The sequence below is a fragment of the Paenibacillus sp. J45TS6 genome (genome assembly GCF_018403285.1).
In the GTDB taxonomy this organism is placed as follows: Bacteria; Bacillota; Bacilli; order Paenibacillales; family Paenibacillaceae; genus Paenibacillus.
The window spans coordinates 149,204-167,145 of the sequence record NZ_BOSJ01000009.1; the positions used below are offsets into that span (position 1 = coordinate 149,204).

The 17,942-nt window shown below is 41.6% G+C and carries 18 protein-coding genes, 1 tRNA gene and 2 riboswitches; of the genes, 6 read left to right on the forward strand and 13 right to left on the reverse strand.

Features of this window, described 5'->3' with window-relative positions; all coding sequences use genetic code 11:
- Positions 1–20 precede the first annotated feature (20 nt).
- The 7 genes from KJS58_RS14990 to KJS58_RS15020 are packed head-to-tail and all read right to left on the reverse strand — an operon-like array spanning position 21 to position 7,223.
- On the reverse strand, positions 21–2,225 hold the full coding sequence (locus KJS58_RS14990; protein ID WP_213533481.1) for a hypothetical protein: 2,205 nt from the start codon (positions 2,223–2,225) through the stop codon (positions 21–23).
- Positions 2,226–2,250: 25 nt separating this feature from the next.
- Complete coding sequence (locus KJS58_RS14995) at positions 2,251–2,925, reverse strand: TadE family protein (protein WP_213533483.1); 675 nt, start codon at positions 2,923–2,925, stop codon at positions 2,251–2,253.
- Complete coding sequence (locus tag KJS58_RS15000) at positions 2,906–3,094, reverse strand: Flp1 family type IVb pilin (protein ID WP_213533485.1); 189 nt, start codon at positions 3,092–3,094, stop codon at positions 2,906–2,908. The genes KJS58_RS14995 and KJS58_RS15000 overlap by 20 nt, the downstream gene beginning before the upstream one ends.
- Positions 3,095–3,106: 12 nt before the next feature.
- Positions 3,107–3,979 (reverse strand): type II secretion system F family protein, encoded by an 873-nt coding sequence (locus tag KJS58_RS15005; protein WP_374705817.1) that lies wholly within the window; start codon positions 3,977–3,979, stop codon positions 3,107–3,109.
- A 13-nt stretch (positions 3,980–3,992) separates the two neighbouring features.
- A complete protein-coding gene (locus KJS58_RS15010) occupies positions 3,993–4,802 on the reverse strand; it encodes a type II secretion system F family protein (RefSeq protein ID WP_249717359.1) in 810 nt (269 codons plus the stop codon).
- Positions 4,803–4,809: 7 nt separating this feature from the next.
- A complete protein-coding gene (locus KJS58_RS15015; protein WP_213533487.1) occupies positions 4,810–6,045 on the reverse strand; it encodes a TadA family conjugal transfer-associated ATPase in 1,236 nt (411 codons plus the stop codon).
- Positions 6,042–7,223: a nucleotide-binding protein gene (locus tag KJS58_RS15020; RefSeq protein ID WP_249717370.1), complete on the reverse strand. Its 1,182-nt coding sequence runs from the start codon at positions 7,221–7,223 to the stop codon at positions 6,042–6,044. The genes KJS58_RS15015 and KJS58_RS15020 overlap by 4 nt, the downstream gene beginning before the upstream one ends.
- A gap of 291 nt (positions 7,224–7,514) precedes the next feature.
- Here KJS58_RS15020 and KJS58_RS15025 point away from each other — a divergent pair, with 291 nt between their 5' ends.
- On the forward strand, positions 7,515–8,393 hold the full coding sequence (locus tag KJS58_RS15025) for a thermonuclease family protein (protein ID WP_249717362.1): 879 nt from the start codon (positions 7,515–7,517) through the stop codon (positions 8,391–8,393).
- 103 nt (positions 8,394–8,496) lie between these two features.
- Here the strand turns inward: KJS58_RS15025 and KJS58_RS15030 are convergent, their stop codons facing one another.
- From KJS58_RS15030 to KJS58_RS15040, 3 genes are all read right to left on the reverse strand, one after another.
- Positions 8,497–8,910: a thiol-disulfide oxidoreductase DCC family protein gene (locus tag KJS58_RS15030; RefSeq protein WP_249717365.1), complete on the reverse strand. Its 414-nt coding sequence runs from the start codon at positions 8,908–8,910 to the stop codon at positions 8,497–8,499.
- A 120-nt stretch (positions 8,911–9,030) separates the two neighbouring features.
- Positions 9,031–9,306, reverse strand: coding sequence for a hypothetical protein (locus KJS58_RS15035; RefSeq protein ID WP_201450687.1), 276 nt, complete (start codon positions 9,304–9,306; stop codon positions 9,031–9,033).
- Positions 9,307–9,533: 227 nt separating this feature from the next.
- On the reverse strand, positions 9,534–9,953 hold the full coding sequence (locus KJS58_RS15040) for an organic hydroperoxide resistance protein (protein ID WP_213533492.1): 420 nt from the start codon (positions 9,951–9,953) through the stop codon (positions 9,534–9,536).
- 457 nt (positions 9,954–10,410) lie between these two features.
- Between KJS58_RS15040 and KJS58_RS15045 the strand changes: the two genes are divergently transcribed.
- Both KJS58_RS15045 and KJS58_RS15050 read left to right on the forward strand, forming a co-directional pair.
- Positions 10,411–11,325 (forward strand): serine hydrolase domain-containing protein, encoded by a 915-nt coding sequence (locus KJS58_RS15045; RefSeq protein ID WP_213533494.1) that lies wholly within the window; start codon positions 10,411–10,413, stop codon positions 11,323–11,325.
- 368 nt (positions 11,326–11,693) lie between these two features.
- Complete coding sequence (locus KJS58_RS15050; protein WP_213533578.1) at positions 11,694–13,001, forward strand: Nramp family divalent metal transporter; 1,308 nt, start codon at positions 11,694–11,696, stop codon at positions 12,999–13,001.
- Positions 13,002–13,073: 72 nt separating this feature from the next.
- On the opposite strand, the gene KJS58_RS15055 is transcribed toward KJS58_RS15050, so the two are convergent.
- Both KJS58_RS15055 and KJS58_RS15060 read right to left on the reverse strand, forming a co-directional pair.
- The gene (locus KJS58_RS15055; RefSeq protein ID WP_213533496.1) at positions 13,074–13,745 is read right to left on the reverse strand and encodes an HAD family hydrolase; all 672 of its coding nucleotides are present in this window, start codon (positions 13,743–13,745) and stop codon (positions 13,074–13,076) included.
- Between the two features lie 202 nt (positions 13,746–13,947).
- Entirely contained in the window at positions 13,948–14,361 is a 414-nt protein-coding gene (locus KJS58_RS15060) for a hypothetical protein (RefSeq protein ID WP_213533498.1), read from the reverse strand.
- Positions 14,362–14,506: 145 nt separating this feature from the next.
- A riboswitch (cyclic di-AMP (ydaO/yuaA leader) is annotated at positions 14,507–14,677 on the reverse strand.
- 92 nt (positions 14,678–14,769) lie between these two features.
- A riboswitch (cyclic di-AMP (ydaO/yuaA leader) is annotated at positions 14,770–14,989 on the reverse strand.
- Positions 14,990–15,354: 365 nt separating this feature from the next.
- Here KJS58_RS15060 and KJS58_RS15065 point away from each other — a divergent pair.
- Positions 15,355–15,837: a glutathione peroxidase gene (locus tag KJS58_RS15065; protein WP_213533500.1), complete on the forward strand. Its 483-nt coding sequence runs from the start codon at positions 15,355–15,357 to the stop codon at positions 15,835–15,837.
- A gap of 62 nt (positions 15,838–15,899) precedes the next feature.
- Here KJS58_RS15065 and KJS58_RS15070 read toward each other — a convergent pair.
- Positions 15,900–15,982, reverse strand: a tRNA-Leu gene (locus KJS58_RS15070).
- A gap of 342 nt (positions 15,983–16,324) precedes the next feature.
- On the opposite strand from KJS58_RS15070, the gene KJS58_RS15075 reads away from it, so the two are divergent.
- Positions 16,325–17,044 carry an urease accessory protein UreF gene (locus KJS58_RS15075; RefSeq protein ID WP_213533502.1) on the forward strand — a complete coding sequence of 240 codons (720 nt, stop codon included), beginning with the start codon at positions 16,325–16,327 and terminating at the stop codon, positions 17,042–17,044.
- A 226-nt stretch (positions 17,045–17,270) separates the two neighbouring features.
- On the forward strand, positions 17,271–17,894 hold the full coding sequence (locus tag KJS58_RS15080) for a hypothetical protein (RefSeq protein ID WP_213533504.1): 624 nt from the start codon (positions 17,271–17,273) through the stop codon (positions 17,892–17,894).
- The last annotated feature ends 48 nt before the right edge of the window (positions 17,895–17,942 follow it).

Below are 17,942 nucleotides of genomic sequence, written 5' to 3' on the forward strand. Positions count from 1 at the left end.
ATTAATATGAACTGGATAATCTAGTAGGAGTAATCCGACTGAATCGTGATATAAACACTACCATTCTCTACACGATCAGCACTTCCTGATATAGTCCCTAACATTTTGGTTATTCCAGGTAAAAACCATAATTTCATCTTCATTCCTGTCTGTCCTGATGCATAGGTATATGACTTCAACAGATCTATATCCGTGTTCAAACGAATCAACGCCATCATTCGGGACATCTTTTTCTCGTTATTACTGTGCGCAAGCAAGAAAAAGCGTAAATGATCACGGTAGGTTACCGATATCTGCTTGGCATATTTGGACAATTCTACTTTTCCGTCATCAGCAAGAGAATTCATATCAGCAAGTGCATGCTCGAGTCCATACAGAATCGCTTTTGAAAGAATAAGCAGTGGATTACCAAGCTTACTGCTCTCAACAAGCCCCTCCATCGTCCTAATCGCAAGCCTTATTGTAAACACTTCGCCATAGGCGGCTGTAATATTCCCATAAGGATTATGAAACCCATAAATGATATACTCCAGTTCCTGACTTTCTGGGAGAAAAAACGATTCCGGTTCAAGCGTACTCGTGTTCGTCTTGCTGCCTGATAACATCGAAAGATCAACGGATGAAAAATAATGCATTGCATATTCATTCTGAAACAGCTCATCACCCAAAACATCAATAAACCCGGACATACCTCCAAACATTTGATCCATGTTCGTCATTGCATCTCCACCCGCATCATAGGGGTCGTCAGACATTTCTGAGCTAACCGATTCTTCACTACTCGTCTTGTTAAAGGATATACTTTCATTAAAATAGGTTTTCAGTTCATTAAACTGTTTTGAACTTTCTTCTAGACCCGCCGTAGCCACTAATAACTTGATTTTATTTTGAGCTTCATTCAGTTTTTGCTGTGACTGCTTGTCCACCTTTGCTCTTTCTTTATCAGCTGCTCTATAATCGTCAATCTGCTGGGCAGACTGATCTATTACATTACTGCTGCTAGATTTTACGTAGCGGTCCATGTATTGCTGAATTTCCTTATTCGCGGAAAGAACTGCATTTCTTTTTTGATAGGAATCACCGTCTGTTAGGTTGCGAAGTGAACTTTCAGCAGCCATTACTTTTTGCTGTGCATATGTATAGTCTGTTAATTGTTGATTCTGGCTATTAGTAAAAGCGGCAAACTCCGTATCTTTCCGCACTAGTTCTTCTGTCTTCTTACGTAATTCGGCCCCATTTACATTTCCAGATGATGATACTCCCTTGCCTGGTGTGTTTGCTTGACCCACTTTGTCATATGCCTGATTAGCGGCTCTCGCCTCACCATCTTTAATGACCTGTTTCATTTGCTCATTCAGTTGTTTCGCTTCTTCAATCAGATCATTTGCCTCTTCAATCTTCTGCTTGTGTGTGCTTGCTGCTTCTGTTCTCGCTTTTCCGAGGCGAAACAATACTCCTGTGAGGTCCATTCGATACTCGCTTAGCTCCGTACCATATATTCTAAGGAGAGGCTCTCTTGCTTCATCTTCCGTATATTTAGAGTAATAATCAGAGTACCTTGATGCTCCATCCGCTAACGAGCGAATGTTTCCACCCATTGGGCTATCACTGAAGTAGCTGCTTGGAGGATCCATAACCAGCTTTGCAACCATCTCTGCCGTTTTCGCAGCTTCTCTTCTCTTTTTAATCGCCTGCTCAAGCGATTTTTCACGCTTGTCATATAGTTTCTGTAACTTCCGCAGAACGTCTACACTATGAGCCGCTTGCTTTAGATCCTCTGAGAGCGGTTTAAATCTAGTTACCGCATCATATAAAAAATCAATCGGTGCTTTATATTTCATCTCTTCCTGAATCTGTTGATTAAAGTGATCATACCTGCCCAGTTCACGTTCAAATACAAGACCTGAACTATCCAGTTGCATAGGAATAATGGCGAGTCCATCTCGATGAGGAATGGGCTTTGTACTATCATTGAGCACTTTAGACATGATGAAATCTCCTTGTTCACCGCTGTGAGCAAACAACCCATATCTTTGCTGGAGTTCCGGCATGTAGGAGGACATTACAGAACGAACAGCAGCATGAGATAACCTCTCTGTCTGAACTTTCATAGCTCCAATTCTTGCATAATCTATAAATACAGCAACAAACATGAAGATGACCGCAAGCACCATGGCCAGAAAAATAGTTACTGCTCCAGACTCCGATTCCCCTTTCTTAAACAATTCGTTCCTCCCCCACATCCTACAGTTATTTCCCCGTCAGCTTTCCGAGAATTTGTGCAATTTCTGATGGATCACCGGGTGTTCCCATCCCCGAAAATCGTGCTCCATAATATCGAATCAGCTCTATATTGCGAATGAACTCATCGGGCTCAACCACTGTTGCTTTCCCTGAATGATGAATTTTACGATCTCGATGAAGTAAGAAACCCACCATGGGTAAAGATACAATTTGATCTATTTTCGTTGTTATCTGCCGATTCATGAATTTATTCTCATACTCCATCGTACCGCTGTACATTGATGGAAGCGATGCAGCTGTCTGACTCATTTTCTGCAATGTAAGCGTGCCTTCTAATACCTCACTTGGAACAGATATAGAGGAAGCTGATTCTGCTCCAAACGTACCAAAAAGCGAACCAAGCATATGATCATCAGCCAATCTCCAGTACAACCTGTCATATTCATCCTCTGGAAATGCTCCTGTCTTCGGTTCCTTATGGCTGTTCTCCCAGCTATAAGCTGAGCGCTCCGAAGATGCGGAAGCATACTGTGATAACATCGATTTCTGGTACAGCAACACGCAAAAGAACATTAATAAACATAGCGTAAACAAAATGACAGGAAACACGAGAGAAGCTTCTAGGGTGAAGCTCCCATCGTCGTTTTTTAATTTATAATATCTATTTGAAAAATTGGTCACTTTTCGTGTTCACCTGATCTAGTAATTTGTTGACGATCGCAGTAATTTGATTTTTAAAAATAAGACCAATTACAATAATGACCCCAATAATTAAAATCATCTCCAGCGTACCGAGACCATCCTCTTCCTTCCAAAAACGAATCATTTTGTTTTTAACTGTTGTTATCATTTATATTTCCTCCTATAAATTCATCGTCATAAACGAGGGTGCACCTACCATGATTACAATAACTAAAAAAATAACTACCATTGGGAACACGAGCTTAGATGAAGCCTGCTCTCCTTTGGTACGGCTGAGTGATTTCCTCTTCTCCCACAATACTCGCGACAACTCCCTTAAAGAGAGTACAAAATCATTGCCTCCCCGCCGAAAGTTAAGCAACACGGTCGTTGTAAAAATAGATACTTCCTGAACGCCGCAACGTTTACTAAACTGCTCAAAGGCTTGTTGAAATGAAAACCCACTGTTCCATTCTGCAATCATTTGTCTGAGTTCTATGTACAAAGGATGGTCAGAACTCTGTTTACGCTCCGTACAATGAATAATTGCTTTCTGGACGGTCTCCCCTGCGCTAACAAGCAAGACCACTTTGTTAAGGAATTCTGGCAGTTCCATTAAAATATCCTGTTCACGCAGCTTCACCTTTTCATGAAGATCCTTCAGCTGTGCAAAGGGGATGATAATGGCAAGCATGAATCCTATGGCAATTCCCATTAGTTGTCCTTCTAACCCTAGTGTCAATACGGACCCACCAATTAGAGCCAACCAGCTGTATACAAACATCTCCGCAAGAAACAACATCATTTTCTCATGACCATATTTAGGACCATTGGCTCTCTGAATCGAATGCTGCACACGGTAAACAAACATCGGAAACTTCCTTGTGAAATCCAATCGTTCAATCAGGCCAATAAATGGAGCATGCAGTTTACGAAATCGCAGTCCGGTCATCTCCACCTGATCCAGCTTCTGATACCTTGTTTTAGCTGTACGATTGGCAAGAATCCACCACAAGGCAAGCAAAGCAACCATCAAACTACAAAGGATCATCATTATTCCTCACCCCTTACACCCGAATATTCATAATACGATTCACCCACAAGAAACAAGCAAACAAAACGACAATGGATACACTTGAAATGAGATATCCGGCTGGGCTATATAAAGGTGTAAGGAAGTCTGGAGACGTGACACTCAGTACTAACAGAAACACAAAGGGAGAAGCAAACATCGCCTTGGACTCAAACTTTTTCTGAGAGATGGTTACTGCAATTTCTTGCTGAATATCTAATTTTTCTCCTATGACCGAAGAAGTTCTTCTTACGACTTCAACCAGATCACCGCCTGTGCGTTTACAAGTAACAAATACATCGGCGAAGTTCGTAATATCCTCCATATGAGCACGATTTGCAAAATCTAATAAAGCTTCCTCAATCGGCTGACCATATTCCATTCGTGTACAGATGATCGTAAACTCTCGAATCAGATCATGATCCGCCTGCGGATCAAGCATTCGAAGATCCAGTACAGCTTCCCTAAATGCATTTTCCACGGACTTTCCGGCGGCAAGAGAGGAAGATAGGGAATATAGTGCTTGCTTAAAGTGAAGACTGAGAGCCGATCGTCTCTTCTCAAGCAGGTATTGATTATAGTATTTAGGGATAAAGAATGCTGCTAAGGCTAATATGCTGCTCATAATTAAGTGATGATAGAACAAGTAGCCGATACTAAAAAAAAGAATGGCGCTGACAATCATACATACTATTTTTTGCCGAGAACTTAAATAATGTACGGAATAGTCAGATAGTTTACCGCTAGACTCTGCCGGTGCGTGGTTCGTGTTCTGAATAATCCTCCTGCTCAAATCCACTTTCATCCCCCTCTTACCTATCTTCATTAAATGGATAACGGATACCGGCAGCCCGCAATTTGTCCACATGTACAAGCGAAGAGGAGTTCGGAACAAGTTCACCTACAATGCGCCCTTCTGCTTCCCCACGTTCCTGAAACTGATATAGACGATTCAGCCTCACCTCCCCATCTTCCATTCCAACCACTTCACTGATCTCGGTAACCCGTCGCGAACGATCTCTGAGTCTTGATAAATGAACAAATATATCGATAGCTGAACTGATCTGCTGTCTAACGACAACAATGGGCAGGTCAGCCCCGCTCAGCACCATCGTTTCTAAACGACTCACCATATCGACAATGCTGTTCGCATGTCCCGTTGATAATGATCCATCATGCCCGGTGTTCATCGCCTGCAGCATGTCCAGCGCTTCACTCCCCCGTACCTCGCCTACAATAATTCGATTGGGCCTCATCCGAAGAGAAGATCGAATGAGATCACGGATTGATATTTCCCCTCTGCCTTCCGTATTGGCATTACGCGTCTCGAGCGATACAAGATTCGGTACAGTAACAATCTGCAGCTCTGCTGAATCCTCGATCGTAATGATCCGCTCACTGCTAGGAACATATTGAGACAAAGCATTCAGGAAAGTGGTTTTCCCCGATCCAGTTCCACCGCTAATAAAAATGTTGTATTTGCTCTTTACGAGCTTTTGCAACAGCTGTGCTGCCTCTTCGGTTAGAGCACCCATACGAACTAGATCTTCCATACTCATCGGTTTCTCTGGGAACTTACGGATCGTCATTGTGGGACCCTTCAGAGCAATAGGCGGTAAAACAATATTCACCCGTGACCCATCTTTCAATCTCGCATCCACGATCGGAGAAGACTCATTAACGATGCGGTTTACCCCCGAGACAATCGACTGAATAATATCTTCGAGCCGGTCCGCAGATTCAAATGCGATGGGCAGCTTTTTAACTTCACCATGTTCTTCAATAAAAATCTCGTGATGACTATTAATCATAATCTCCGTAATATTCGGGTTATCTACAAGCGGCTGAAGAACATCAAGCCCTCGAAAGGAATCGTATAATCGTCTAATTAAGGTCTGCTTTTCTCCGGAAGTCAGATGTACCAGATCGGGATGATAAAGCACCCTGCGCTCGATGTGCTCCATGAGTTCCGAATCCCCCGCAGATGAAGTCACATCAAGACCCGAACGCACCGTCTTTCTTAATTCCTTGAACCATGCTTCATTCATGCTGTATTCTCCCTGTACAGAGCCCCAATCGTTTCACATAGCTTATTCATTTCCTTCTGATATATCGGTGAGCTCAGCAGTAAATCAGGTTCCCGCATCTGTTTCCAGGAGGGGATATAAGGCAGATAATGTTCTGCAATCATCCCTTCGTCCGGAAGCTCGTTTACCATATTCCCCATATAACGATTAATCACGTACCATGTTTTTCGCATCCTATTCTCGTACTGTTCTGGATCGAGCTGCCTATGAAACTTCATCCATTCCTTGCATTTATTCATCGTATGAATATCATCAGACAGCAGCCATACCAGCAACTGAGAATCCTCCATCACCGCTTCCGAACGCAAGTCCCACACTGAATCATGATCTGCAATAACAAAATGGTATTGACCTGACTCCGTAATTAGACGAATCAATTCACTCGTATCCGATTTACTCATCTGAAGCAGTTCTTTGCGATTCTTTGCCGGAATAAAACAATCTGCTTGAATACGTTCATTCCGAACTGTATATGGCTTTAGATCGATCCTATCGTTCTTCTCTCCATGAAAACTGTTATTTGATATCTTATTAGCTCTTAGCTGATACAATAATTGACTAAATAAATCCCCGCCTGATTCGAATTGCCTTTCTATTGATGATGTTGATGATGTATGTAAAAATGGCTCTGTACTATCAATCGTTTCTAGATTCAGATAAAATACCGAATAACCCGACCGGCCGAGCTGTTTAGCTAGATTGAGAGCAACGGTTGTCTTTCCGCAGCCCCCGGAAGCCGAGGTGACCCCAATCACCCATGTTTGTTCACCGGTGAATCTACCTCTTTCTCGCCTGCTCGAACTTAGCAACACTTCTTCCCATTTCGCTAAGATGGCGGGCAAAGGCTGATACTTCCTAATTTTCGTTTGATTTTCTTCAGAAACAAGTTGCTCTGTAAATAGAAGAACAGGTACTTTATCCGCAAAAGGACTGGAGTTCCATTTTTCAATAAATGGTTCTTCCGCTACTACTAAGTCCGGCGCAGAGGTTGAACTTAGTTCCTCTATGTATCTAGACATTGCCTCCGGCTGTGAAAAAGCAGTCACCTGAAATACGGCTGAATACGAACTCCCCTGAATAAAATCTAGCAGCGCCTCAACATATTCCAAACTGCTGCTTGCTAGCAGCACTCTATTCATCAATCATCATACCTTTCCCCTTCCACAGCAAAAAAGCACCGCCCATTACCGTAAGGTTTCCCTCGCGATATATGGACGGTGCTTCCGTCACGTGCTGATTAAGTTAACGCTAGATTAGCATAATTTTCCACAAGCATCAAGAGCAAATTTCCATTTCTTTGTATCTCTTTTATAAAAAGCAAAGAATGCAATTCAAGTTTAGCAAACGTCCGTTCCCTTTCTTTTACGAATATAGTACACTTAGAATGGTCCACGCATACATACTATACATCTTAGAATGGAGTGTTTTTCATGTCTTTTTTGAGACGGTGGATGATTCCACTAGTCCTGAGTATTACTGTTCTTACAGCGGGCTGCGGTGAGATTCAGTTAGGAGATTCGATCACTGATACGAATACAGGCAGTACATCAAATACAGGTACTTCTACCGGTACATCAAGTAAAAATAATTCGCCAGATCAATCAAGCACGGATTATAAATATCCAAGAGTTCCCGTTACCCTCGATCGTGCTGTGGACGGAGATACCCTGAAAGTGATGTACGAAGGCAAGAGCCAATCTGTCCGCCTGCTGCTCGTAGACACACCAGAAACATCCCATCCAAAGCTCGGTGTACAACCACTTGGTCAAGAAGCAAAGCAATATACAAAGCAAGTGCTAGAAAAGGCCAAGAAAATCGAACTTGAATTTGATATCGGTCCCAATCGTGATAAATACTCTCGTCTGCTCGCTTACGTGTATGTGGATGGAGTAATGCTCCAGGAATCGCTGCTTAAGAAAGGTTATGCAAGGGTTGCTTATATCTATCCGCCGAACGTTCGTTATGTGGATGAGTTTGAAGCCATTCAGAACAAAAGCAAAAAGCAATCGCTAGGTATATGGAAATATGAGAACTATGCACAAGAGGATGGATTTCATCCTACTGAATATCAGGAAGACAGCAGTACTACTTCAAACAGCACGACTAGCGGAACTGCATCTTCTAATGGAAATAGTACTTCTTCTACTCCGCCTAACAATAGCTGTACCATTAAAGGGAATATCAATGCTAAGGGAGAGAAAATTTACCACACCACTGCATCTCGTAACTACAAATCAACCCAACCAGAGGCTTGGTTTTGTACAGAAGCAGAAGCGGTAGCTGCTGGTTATAGAGCTCCTAAAAATTAAAATAAGGCAGCCAAATCGTGAACTGCCTTCACTTGTTAGATCTCACTAACAGATGGAGGTACAGTTACGACTACTGGCTGCCTTATTTTATTTATCATCCTATTTATAAAAATCGTTTGCGGATCTCGGGAGTAGGTAACATACAAGCATTATCTTCATCTTTGCCAAACCAGCGGTAACGATTACGGGCCACCACATTATATACCCGGTCTCGAACCGCAGCCGGAATCATCAAGAATACGGAAGCAAGCTTATAAGGGAACCCCAGCTTTTTCGCAATATGCAGTGCGCCCGTGGAACGAGTGTAATACTCCCCTTGTTCTATAAAAACAAACGTATCCATAGAATGAAGAGATAATCCACCATGTTCAAGCAGTTTCTGACCGATCTCAGATTGAAGTGAAGCAAAGTGAAAGTCCCCCTTGTCATCCCGCTTAATAATCCATTTCGTGAGTCCTTGACATAAATGACAAACCCCGTCAATAAGCACTATATTAAGATTCATGTATGGTTTCATATCACAATGAGATTCATTCTTCATGGTTCCACCCCTTAGTTCAACTTAACCACTCTGGACTATAAGAATATAGAAAAAAAGCGCCGTGATCTCACGGACGCTCATCATAACAAGCTATTCCTACTTGATAGCTTGTTCGATCAATTGGTCATTCATGATTTGCTCATGAATATCACCTGCAAATTTTTCCATACATTTACAGATGAAATCTTTACGGCAAATCGGGCATGGAGTCTTCTGAAGACGGCTAATGCTAGTCATGTGCCATTCTGGTTTGTTAGAATAAAATGCACGACAAAGCGTTCCATCCTTAAGCTTCATTGTAAATTCGTAAAGTCCCGCTTCTTCATTGCGGCTAGCAGTTGTTAAGTCAACAATCTGGGGTCTATAAGACATGTAATCACCTGTGATTTCAAATTTATTCATGCCACGTACATATTAGTACTTAGTCATATTAAAGAATTTTAACCCTGATGTCAAATCAATATACCCCTGTATGGAAACAATATTTGATTGGATCGTAAAGTCACTTACAAAAGAGGAGACCTTGGCGTACCCACCAAGGTCTCTTTTATATCTCTCGCAAGAGATCGTCTATTCAAACATGATTTTTATTAGTTCACTTAAATGACGTTAAGTTCAACTGGGATGTTACCACGTGTAGCTTTGGAATAAGGACAGAAATCGTGTGCTTTCTTAGCCAAATCTTCTGCCTGCGCACGGTCTATACCTGGGATCTTCACATCGAGACGAACGGCAAGTTGGAATCCGTCATCTTTCGGATCCTTCCCAATCATTACATTGCTTGTGATTTCTACATCACTAATTTTCACGCCTTCTTTACGAGCAATATTGCTCAGTGCGCTTTCGTAACATGCACCATAACCTGCTGCAAATAGTTGTTCTGGGTTCGTAGCGTTCCCGCCTGCACCGCCCAATTCTTTTGGAGTAGATAAGTCGTGGCGAAGTACACCATCTGATGTTTCAAAAGATCCATCTCTTCCTCCGCGTACGGTTGCGCTTGCTGTATACAATGCTTCCATCTTAATCGCTCCTTATCCTAGTAAATTTAGTGTTATTAACATCTTGTTTCCTATCTTGTTATGTTAGGATGTGATGTTCGTGCATATTTATTTTTAAACTTCTCACAGAAAATAAAACAAATTGAATAAAGTTAACTACTTTCTGAGAGTCGAGGACAACTAGTTGTATTCCTTCTATATATAGAGATCTTCTATAGATGTTCGCCGTATAGATAGATCTACTATAGATGTTCGTCGTAAGAAGAACTATGGGTGCTATTCATCTTTATCTGTACATCTAAGGAAGTTAAACTCTCTAATTGTTTGTTGTTTTTGGTTTAATATCCTAATATTGACTTAATTACACGCCTGTAATACCATATTTTCGGAAAAATAACCCTGTAATCTGAAATGTTCCGTCCATGTAATAAGTTACTGATGCTCCCTTGACCTAAATAGGCAGGAAAGGAAGGTTGTCATGACGATTGATCTAACGGGATTTGTCCAACAAGTGAAGAAAAACAAGCTACATGTCTGCTCTGTTCGAATTCTACAAGGCGGGAAGCCCGCTGGCGCCTGGGATTTAACAAAAGATGAGCGTCGCTTGCAGCATTCGGTTAGTAAATCTTTTACCAGTATGGCGGTGGGTCTTGCACTAGAAGAAGGAAAGCTGTCACTCCATACAAAACTCAGTGAATTCTTCTCTTACTCTACGACTCATAAATCTATGCACCCTAGAATCCCTTCCCCTGGAGAAATCACATTATATGAACTGCTGACGATGTCAACAGGACATGATAACCCTCCATTGTGGGCCCAAGAGCGTAATTCTCTCATAGAAAAAGACTGGGCGAAGCATTATCTCTCCTTACCTTTAGACCGTGCACCGGGAGAACAATTTACATACAGCAGCGGAGATACTTTTATGATATCTGCTCTTGTGCAAGCGGCAGTGGGTGAAACGGTTCGGGATTATTTGGTTCCTCGGCTATTTACTCCGCTCGGGATTTACGACGTGAAGTGGGATAGTTCACGGCTTGGCGTTACACTTGGTTGTACTGGACTTAGAATCAGCACTGAAGAATTGGTACGGTTCGGTCAGCTGCTATTGAACAAAGGAAAATGGAATGATGAACAATTAATCCCAGAGTCTTGGATCACTTATGCTACCCGCAAACATATAAACACCCCTGCTGAAGGAGACTGGGGAGTCGGATACGGCTGTCAGTTCTGGATGTGTACTCACGAGGCATATCGTGCAGATGGAGCTTTCGGTCAGCTGCTTGTCATCATACCTGATAAAGAAGCGGTGATCGCGATCAATAGCGAGGAAAATAATATTCAAGGAATTATGGATGTCATGTGGTCTGAAGTTTATCCACAATTAGGATGAAGATTCACCCTAATTCCATATCTATAGAAGATACTTTAGCAAGCAAAGTTAGCATTCCTATCCTTTGCTTGTTTTTTTTGTGGATCAAAACGCTTCTATTTGTCTATGTATCGTTACAAATTTATCGTTTTAATGAGTTATTCAATTGATTTTAGTTTATATGTATAAATGAACACATCCCGCATTTTTCATTTATTTCACCCGCGCATAAATGTTGCACTAGACAAATAAAATTGAAGTAGTACAATATATTTTGTAAACACAAGATATATTTTCTGAAAAAAATCAGATTTTCATTTGTAATTTTCATTTCCAATAGAAACAGGTGACATCTTATGAGTTTTTCTAAAAAACAAAAACAAAATTCAATGTATTCTTTATCGGGAGGAGAAACTGGAGGTGGAAGTTATACGGGTTCTCTTACGGTGCCTACAGACGCATCCTGGTTTCGTAAGCTACTCGCTTTTACCGGACCCGGCTTCCTTGTTGCGGTTGGTTACATGGACCCAGGGAACTGGGCAACAGATATCGCCGGTGGATCCCAGTTCGGGTATCGCCTGCTGTTTGTCATCGTCCTGTCTAATCTCATGGCCGTTGTACTCCAGACGCTTTCAGGCAAGCTGGGACTTGTTACAGGTAAAGACCTTGCTGAGGCATGTCGTGACCGTTTTAATCCCGCCGTTGTTGTTGTGCTTTGGGTTCTCGCAGAACTAGCCATTGCAGCTACGGATCTTGCAGAAGTCATTGGTTCAGCCATTGCACTTAATTTGTTGTTTGGCATCCCCATTCTGTATGGGGTTATTATTACAGCAGTCGATGTTCTGCTGATTCTACTCCTTCAGAATAAAGGAGTTCGGACTTTAGAAAGTATCGTCATCGTCTTAATGGGTACCATCGCGATTTGTTTTGGGATTGATTTGTTTATGGCGCATCCCAGCAGTTCCGGTATCATGCAAGGTCTCGTTCCCGATGCCGAAGTGCTGCGTAATCCTGAAATGCTCTATATAGCAATCGGTATCCTCGGCGCAACAGTAATGCCGCATAATCTATATCTTCATTCTTCTATCGTGAAGTCACGCAAGATTGAAAATACAGTTAAAGCCAAAAAAGAAGCGATCCATTATACGACGATTGACTCGACGATCGCCCTGACCATTGCCATGTTTATCAATGGCGCGATCCTCGTGGTCTCCGCAGCAGCGTTTCACCAAGCAGGCATGTTTAATGTAGCAGATATAACAGATGCATATCATCTGCTTACCCCGCTTCTCGGAACAACGGTAGCCAGTATTTTATTCGGGATTGCACTGCTCGCTTCAGGGCAAAACTCAACCCTTACCGGTACACTGTCCGGTCAGATTGTAATGGAGGGTTTCCTTAATATCAGATTGCCTGCATGGCTAAGACGACTTGCGACCCGGCTGATTGCCATTATCCCTGCTGTCATTGTTACGGCGATTGCAGGTGAGAAAGGTACCACCGATCTGCTGATTCTGAGCCAAGTCATTTTATCACTGCAGCTTCCTTTTGCCGTCATTCCGCTTGTCATGTTTACAAGCAGTAAAAAAATGATGGGTGAATTCGTCAACAAAAAATGGCTAAGCATCTTATCTTGGACCATTGCAGGAATCATTGTCATCTTAAATATATGTCTGCTCGCATTAACCCTTTTCTGAGTATAAAAAAAAGTCTGCATCGTAGTAATTCTACTGTGCAGACTATTTTTTTCGCTCTTTTTCAAGCCAAGATTATAAGAGCAGTGCTATTAATTCATCCAAACTGGATATGGTACAATCCGGCGTATCACCTGCACCTGTAGAGGGTTGATATCTTCCATACCCTTGTAAAATGCGGATTGTTTTCATTCCAAGTAATTTAGCAGGAACAATATCATTGTCAATACGATCCCCAATCATAACTGCTTCCGAAGGAGCGCATCCTGCTTTTTGCAAAGCATATTCATACAGTCTTACATCCGGTTTAGCTAGTCCTTGTTCTGCGGAACAAGCGATAACATCAACATAAGAACTAAAGCCATATTGATGAAGCCGTTCAGCCGTACCTGGACTCTGGTTCGCAATAATGCCAATCCGGTAATGTTCTCCAAGCTGAGCAAGAATTTTTTTAGCTTCTGGGTATGGAGTCTCCAGTTCTTTACGGAATTTCAGCCTAGGCCGAATATAAGCCCTGTCCTCTTCCTTCTCAATCAACTGAGAGATTGCATACTGCATGGGAGAATCAATAAAATTAGAGTAGCTTTCAATAAACTTCTCCCTCACATCCTGAATCGTAATGGAATAACCTCGATCTGCAGCACGCTCAACAAACTGATTCATAATATGGTCCACCGGTATCCATTCATCGACAAGCGTGTCCCCTACATCAAAAAAAAGCCACTTCACGTCAGACCACATTCCCATCTATTGTCTCAACCTTTCAAGTTACAATGATCTTCCATATAAAAAAGACCCATGATAATCATGAGTCTCACACTACGTGTATCTTATTTGACCATTATAGCAATGCAAGATTTGTTCCGCAATCATAGTAAGGATACCTGCCCTGCTACATCAATAGATGTAAAGCCACTTCTACATTTATCATTTCAGGGCGAAAAACATTCTAATTAACGGCAGCTCGTTCTTCGTTCAACAAGAATCCGACTTCACCCTTAATGGTGAAAACGATATGATTCGCTCCCATCCCCCGGTATACACCCCGAGGATGATTCTGTTGAGTAATGATCGTTATCGGTTTTTGTGTCCATGGTCTGCATATTTGCAGAAAGCGACAGGTTAAATTCATGCTGTTCTCAAACAAAAATATCCGTCCTACTGTTGCATCGGGCAACGCCCATTTATGAGCAAACGCAGTATCCATACGGATAATATGCTGCACTCCAAGCCTTCTAACCTTTTTTTCTTCCTGTGCGCTATTCGTGAGAACGGCAAAGGACAGCTTTTTGTACATTAGTAACCGAATAAAATTTCGAGCTGCTTCATTAGGTGCAGTAACCAAAATGATTTCATTATTCATTGTGTAAGCCTCCCTATGATTGAAAAGACAACAAAAAAAGAACACCATTTACATCATGAAGGCATGCCGGCGCTCTCCCACCCGAATAGGAATATAAGGAATTACGAAAATTCCCGATTACCCTCTCGGGTGCTCACGGTTCTGCTGCCTCTCCCTATATACGCTTACGAGGTTAGCTGCCGGATTCGGACAAGAGAGAGTTGCCCTATTCCCGGCCTGACGACCCGGAAATTCACCCCTTGGAATAAACAATCTTCCGAATGTTCATTCCCGTTTGGTTCCCCCGTTTTTATAAAAGACCCACCTGAAAATAAATAGATGAATCTAAAAATTCAGCGTAGAAAACAATAAAAAACCACAGAGGGTTAGCGCCCCTGCGGTCGATAAACGATCACAAGATTCATCATTCCTCTCTCAAGTTATTAGCTTACGAGGTTAGCTGTCGGATTCGGACGATGAGAGTCGCCCTTCCTTACACATCGAATGGCACTGTCATTCGACGAATAAAGATTCACCCCAACAAAGTTCCTAGAACCAGCTTTTACACCGATCTAAGCAGCCCTGCTATCATTGGTTCCCCCGTTTTTCGTTTGAATACATCAAGACGAAAATTCAGCAAGCATAGTAATGAGAATTTCTATTGTTTTATAAAATGTAACTCGTCTTTCTTTGTGCTCAAGATTTACGATATGAATCATACACCCGAAGCAGAACGGTGTAAAGGTATTCTAGAGCTCACTTCAGTCAGTATTACGCCATATCCCCCTAAATTCACCCAAAAAACGAAACAATAAGGCTTCCATATCCTCTAACCTCTTTGTATCTCAGTATTACATATATTTTGTTTAAACCTTAAGAAGACAAGATATATACTTGCCTCACATTGTTCAACTCCCTTTATTAATTGTTTAAAATTTAATTGCAGAAAATATTGTAAACCCCTTATCTATTCTCTTATAATGAGAAGAAAAAGACGAGGCGGTGGGTCAGTCTATGACCATTTATGATTTCAATGTTAATACCCTAAAAGGGCAGGAACTTCAGATGTCAGCTTATAAAGGTAAAATTCTGCTTATCGTTAATACCGCCAGCAAATGCGGATTATCACCGCAGTTCAAAGGATTACAAGAACTCTATGATAAATTTAATCAGCAGTCTTTTGAAGTACTCGGTTTTCCAAGTAATCAATTCGCGAGTCAAGAACCAGGGACAAGTGATGATATCGCTGAATTTTGCCAGATGAATTACGGTGTCAGTTTCCCTATGTTTGAGAAAGTAAATGTGAACGGAGAAGATGCTCATCCCCTCTTCAAATATCTAACGACCACGGCACCTGGTATTCTAGGATCGAAAGCGATCAAATGGAACTTCACTAAATTTCTTGTGGATCAAGAAGGACACATTGTAAAAAGATACAGTCCGCAGACGACCCCGGACAAAATTGAAGCTGATATCACAAAGCTCTTATCACGTTAAGGGATAAGAGCACAAAAAAAAGAGACCTTGAAGTTATAACTTCAAGGTCTCTTTCTGTCTGATGCGGTCGAGAGGACTCGAACCTCCACGGGTATACACCCACTACCCCCTCAAGGTAGCGTGTCTGCCATTCCACCACGACCGCGTATCTTGTTCATCAGCAACGTTTTCGTGCCAACAAAATATATTATACACATAAACCTATATCATGTAAAGACAAAAACCAAAAAAAATTTTATTTTCTTTTTTCACATGCCAAAAACATAAAACAAGGAATCAAACACTCATTTTACGTTAAGTTGACGTTAATTTACATAACGTATAATTATAAATATAGAGATTTATGTTGACTTTACCAGTTTTTATATGTAAGAATAGGTATCAAACAGAACGGAAATTCCATAAACATAACATTGATATAACATAATAATCAATCTCCGCTTTTTATCAAATTCCATCATCACCATAACTCAGGGAGGCGAACGGAATGAACCGAGGAAATAAGCTGCTCGATTATGTAAAATTGCTTGATTCCTCACTTCAGGTAGGAGGGTTTTCTCACTCCTTCGGACTTAAGTCAAAGATTGAGAGAGGAATGGTCTGTACTACGCAGGATCTGGATACGTTTATGCGTCACGAACTTTACCCTAATCTCATCAGAATCGAAGGTCTGGCCATCAAAGGAACATACAGCGCTGCTGCTAAGCAAGATTACCGGAGAATAGCACTTATCGATAAGACGCTTCATGTTCAACACTCTCCTGCAGAACAGCGGAATTCACCAAGAGCAACGGGAAAACGACTCATCAAGTTATCCAAAGCATTGCATCCATGGATGGACTTTTCTCCACTTGAAAAAGCCGCCGAACAGTACGGCGCTGTCATCTCTTTGCCTGTCGTTCATGCTTGGATTAATTACGAGATTGGCGTCCCCCTATTAAATGCCGTATCCAGCTATCTCCACGCTGCCAAGAACGTGTGCTTCCTTCACGCAAGACAACTCCTTTCTTTGAAACCAAACGAACTTGAACAACTATATAGAACATTAGGAGAACATTTAGATCAGGAATGGAACAAAATAGATCTGTCTGACACCTCTGTATTTCACCCTTCCCGTTTCACCATCCAACCTTTTCTTCCTAACTTTCCTTTTCCTGAAGAAGGCACTAAGGCATTCAGAACTCCATCAAAACTCTCCTCGTATTAAGCACCCTCTTCCTCCCCTTAAAACACGCCGATTATCCATTTCGGCGTGTTTTTCATCATCTATCGACGATATTGTCGGAAAAGAAAGACGTATGTAAGTTATTCATCATTGTTAGATGACGTAACAACGTATATAATATAACTATACTTTTATAGAAATACAAAGAAGACAACTCCTTCTTTATTCATTTTTTAAGAACGAAATATTTAATAGGGAGAGACGGCCATTGTCTGAAGCAAACCCGCTTACACTCGAAGATTCCTACGATCAATTTCGTTCTGCGACTGTAATAATTAATGAAGAAGGACTCATTTCTTCATACAATCAAACATGGCTCACCAAAATTTCTGAGCTTCTTCCCTATCCTGCAGAGAGCTATTTAAAGATGAATTATTACAGGGTCCTTAGTGAAATTCCAGGAACCTGCATACACAATATACAGCTCATTATTCTTCATCTGCAAAAAGTATTGGAACGACATACAACCGGTTACGCCTGCGAAATAAGTACCCTTACAGATCAAGGGTATACATGGTTTCAGTTAGAAGCTTCCCCATACAAAACTTCTCTTCAGCCCGATTTTGTCGGTCTCGTCATTTCGTATTATGACATCACTCCTTTTAAAACACTGGAAACCCATCTCAGCCACGCTTCCTCCCAGATCAAAACCCTTCGGGGTATGCTGCCCATTTGCGCTGTATGTAAACGAATTCGAGACGAAGAGGATGAATGGAATCCTGTCGAGAGTTTTGTAGAAAAAAATACACACGCCGAGTTTACACATGATATTTGTCCTGATTGTATAAGAAGAGTGTACCCTCAGTATTCTCATTTTCTAGACGAAGCCTAAATAAGCAACTCTTCTCTGTTCATCCGAACACAGAAGAGTTGCTTAGAG

Coding starts and splice junctions, on each gene's coding strand:
- KJS58_RS15000 (WP_213533485.1), bottom strand. CDS start 3,094: ATGATAACAACAGTTAAAAACAAAATGATTCGTTTTTGGAAGGAAGAG.
- KJS58_RS15015 (WP_213533487.1), bottom strand. CDS start 6,045: ATGAATGAAGCATGGTTCAAGGAATTAAGAAAGACGGTGCGTTCGGGT.
- KJS58_RS15050 (WP_213533578.1), top strand. CDS start 11,694: ATGTATTCTTTATCGGGAGGAGAAACTGGAGGTGGAAGTTATACGGGT.
- KJS58_RS15060 (WP_213533498.1), bottom strand. CDS start 14,361: ATGAATAATGAAATCATTTTGGTTACTGCACCTAATGAAGCAGCTCGA.
- KJS58_RS15040 (WP_213533492.1), bottom strand. CDS start 9,953: ATGGAAGCATTGTATACAGCAAGCGCAACCGTACGCGGAGGAAGAGAT.
- KJS58_RS15055 (WP_213533496.1), bottom strand. CDS start 13,745: ATGGGAATGTGGTCTGACGTGAAGTGGCTTTTTTTTGATGTAGGGGAC.
- KJS58_RS15025 (WP_249717362.1), top strand. CDS start 7,515: ATGTCTTTTTTGAGACGGTGGATGATTCCACTAGTCCTGAGTATTACT.
- KJS58_RS15005 (WP_374705817.1), bottom strand. CDS start 3,979: ATGATGATCCTTTGTAGTTTGATGGTTGCTTTGCTTGCCTTGTGGTGG.
- KJS58_RS15045 (WP_213533494.1), top strand. CDS start 10,411: ATGACGATTGATCTAACGGGATTTGTCCAACAAGTGAAGAAAAACAAG.
- KJS58_RS15075 (WP_213533502.1), top strand. CDS start 16,325: ATGAACCGAGGAAATAAGCTGCTCGATTATGTAAAATTGCTTGATTCC.
- KJS58_RS15030 (WP_249717365.1), bottom strand. CDS start 8,910: ATGAAACCATACATGAATCTTAATATAGTGCTTATTGACGGGGTTTGT.
- KJS58_RS15010 (WP_249717359.1), bottom strand. CDS start 4,802: ATGAAAGTGGATTTGAGCAGGAGGATTATTCAGAACACGAACCACGCA.
- KJS58_RS15065 (WP_213533500.1), top strand. CDS start 15,355: ATGACCATTTATGATTTCAATGTTAATACCCTAAAAGGGCAGGAACTT.
- KJS58_RS15035 (WP_201450687.1), bottom strand. CDS start 9,306: ATGTCTTATAGACCCCAGATTGTTGACTTAACAACTGCTAGCCGCAAT.
- KJS58_RS15020 (WP_249717370.1), bottom strand. CDS start 7,223: ATGAATAGAGTGCTGCTAGCAAGCAGCAGTTTGGAATATGTTGAGGCG.